Annotated in this window: 2 protein-coding genes and 1 riboswitch; both genes read right to left on the bottom strand. The window is 65.3% G+C overall.

What is annotated here, in order from left to right:
* Positions 1-2,242: aminomethyl-transferring glycine dehydrogenase (gcvP, locus tag VKM35_RS11230; protein WP_324321109.1), on the bottom strand; the 2,242-nt coding region annotated here is incomplete at its 3' end.
* A gap of 109 nt (positions 2,243-2,351) precedes the next feature.
* Positions 2,352-2,449, bottom strand: a riboswitch (glycine riboswitch).
* A gap of 236 nt (positions 2,450-2,685) precedes the next feature.
* Positions 2,686-2,945 (bottom strand): phosphate signaling complex PhoU family protein (locus VKM35_RS11225; protein WP_324321108.1); only part of this gene is annotated, 260 nt, incomplete at its 5' end.

The raw sequence follows: 2,945 nt of genomic DNA, 5'->3' as shown, positions 1-2,945 counted from the left end.
CCGACCCGTAATTGGCCGCCGACACCGGAGCCGGCCCGTCGGTACCCATCGGATCACCCGGCAGGAATGGCGCCAGGTGCGCCTTCACCGCGACCGGCCCGACACCCGGGCCGCCACCGCCGTGCGGAATGCAGAAGGTTTTGTGCAGGTTCAAGTGCGAGACGTCGGAACCGTACTTGCCGGGCTTGGCGAGACCGACCAGCGCATTCATGTTGGCGCCGTCGGTATACACCTGGCCGCCGTGGGCGTGGATGATCTCGCAGATTTCCACCACCGCTTCCTCGAACACGCCGTGCGTGGACGGGTAGGTGATCATCAACGCGGCGAGGCGGCCGCTGTATTTTTCGGCCGCACGACGAATGTCCTCGACATCGACGTTGCCGTTGGCATCGCATTTGGTGACGACCACCGTCATGCCGCACATCTGCGCCGAGGCCGGATTGGTGCCGTGCGCGGATTCCGGGATGAGGCAGATGTCGCGATGCGCCTCGTTGCGCGAACGATGGTAGGCGCGGATCGCCAGCAGACCGGCGTATTCGCCCTGCGCACCGGAGTTGGGTTGCAGACTTACCGCGTCGTAGCCGGTGCATTCGACCAGCATGGCCTCGAGACCGTCGATCAACTGCTTGTAGCCGAGCGCCTGCGCCGCTGGTGCAAGCGGATGCAGGTTGCCGAACTCGGGCCAGGTCACTGGAATCATCTCGGCGGTGGCATTGAGTTTCATCGTGCAGCTGCCAAGCGGGATCATGGTGCGATCCATCGCCAGGTCCTTGTCGGCGAGTGCGCGCATGTAGCGCAGAAGCTCGTGTTCGCTGTGATGGGTGTTGAACACCGGATGCGTGAGGAAATCGCTCCTGCGCAGAAGACCGACGGGCAGTGCGTCGGCGGTGGCGGCGTCGAGGGCTTCGATACCGTCGGCATTCGCGCCGAACAACGCAGCGATCTTCGTTACGTCCTCGCGCGTGCTGGTTTCATCGAGACCGATCGCGAGACTGCCGGCATCGATCACGCGCAGGTTGATCCGCGCCGCATTCGCCTTGGCGTGGATCGATGCGGCATCGATGCCGGTGACGTGCAGCGTGTCGAAGAAATCGCCGCCGACCGTGATGCCGGCCTTGCGCAGTACGGTGGCGAGGATCGTGGCGAGACGATGCGTGCGGCGGGCGATGCGCGTCAGGCCATCGGGGCCGTGATAGACGGCGTACATGCTGGCCATCACTGCGAGCAACACCTGCGCGGTGCAGATGTTGGAGGTCGCTTTCTCGCGGCGGATATGCTGCTCGCGGGTTTGCAGGGTGAGGCGATACGCGGGCTTGCCTTCGGCATCGATCGACACGCCGATCAGGCGGCCAGGCATCGAGCGCTTGTAGGCATCGCGGCAGGCCATGAACGCGGCATGCGGACCACCGAAACCGAACGGCACGCCGAAGCGCTGCGAGTTGCCGACGACGATGTCCGCGCCCCATTCGCCGGGCGGCGTGAGCAAGGTCAGCGCGAGCAGGTCGGTAGCGACGGCGACCAGTCCGCCGCGCGCGTGCACGGCATCGGCCAGCGCGCGGTAGTCGCCGGCCCGGCCAAACGTGTTGGGGTATTGCAGCAATGCGCCGAAGGCGTCGAGGGCCATCGCTTCGCTGTCGTCGGCGACGACGACGTCGATGCCCAACGGTTCGGCGCGGGTGCGGATGACTTCGATCGATTGCGGATGCACGCCGTTCGAGACGAAGAAGACGTTCGACTTCGACTTGCAGGAACGTTTGGCCAGCGTCATCGCTTCCGCAGCGGCGGTGGCTTCGTCGAGCAGCGAGGCGTTGGCGATCTCCATGCCGGTGAGGTCGGCGCACATCGTCTGGAAGTTGATCAGCGCTTCCATGCGGCCCTGGGAAATCTCCGCCTGGTACGGCGTGTAGGCGGTGTACCAGGCCGGGTTTTCGAGGATGTTGCGCAGGATGACGTTCGGCGTGTGGGTGCCGTGATAGCCCTGACCGATGAAGCTGCGGAACACCTGGTTCTTGTCGGCGATGGCGCGGATCTGCGCGATCGCCTCGACTTCGGTGACCGGCGCCGGCAAGGACAGCGGCGCAGTCGACTTGATGCTCGCCGGCACGATGGCATCGGTCAGCGCGTCGAGCGAGTCGTGGCCGACGACGCGCAGCATGTGCGCGATCTCGGCGTCGTTGGGGCCGATGTGGCGTTCGAGGAAGGCGTCGTGGTGCTCGAGCTGGCGCAGGGATTCGCGATTCATGACAGGTCCGGGACAGGGATGGAGGGGGTCCACGAATGGGGCGTTTCGACCACCGCCGTGCAGGGCGATGGCGCTCGCAGGCTCGCGGCTTGCGCCGCTCGAAAGCCCCACTCGCCCCTCTGTCCTTTTGCCTGAGAGTTTGGAACCGCGATGCGGTCCACTGCCCCTTCGGCGCCGGTTGTCACCGGTCTCTCCAGAGTCGCTCGCGCGGTACGGTTCTGGGTCCTGAGCGATTACGGGCGTTGCGCCTTCGGCAGTGGCTTTCGCCACTATCTCCCGTACCGAGCATCGAGCCGGCGCAGTCTACCCGATCTGGCTTCCGGCCGCCCGTGCGGCGGTGGGGGTTCCGGCCCTGCTGGCCGTGCCGGAGGCGAGCGTGAATCGACCCGGGAGCGCAAGAAAAAACCCGCCAGAAGGCGGGTTTTTGTCGGAACTGGGGCGTCTTACTGGCTGGTCTGGTCGCGCTTTTCGCGAAGGCCGGCAGGCATCTCGCCATGCACCAGGAAATAGGTATTTTCGGCGATGTTGGTGGCGTGGTCGCCGATGCGTTCGATGTTCTTGGCCATGAACAGCAGATGCGCGCAGGACGTGATGTTGCGCGGGTCTTCCATCATGTAGGTGAGCAGTTCGCGGAACAGGCCGGTGTACTGCGCATCGACCTCGGCGTCGCGATGCCAGACCTGCATCGCGAGCTTGTCGTCGC

The sequence above is a fragment of the Arenimonas sp. genome (assembly GCF_035312645.1).
GTDB lineage: Bacteria > Pseudomonadota > Gammaproteobacteria > Xanthomonadales > Xanthomonadaceae > Arenimonas.
The sequence above is the reverse complement of the archived record's forward strand: the minus strand, read 5'-3'. Positions and strand labels throughout refer to the sequence as shown.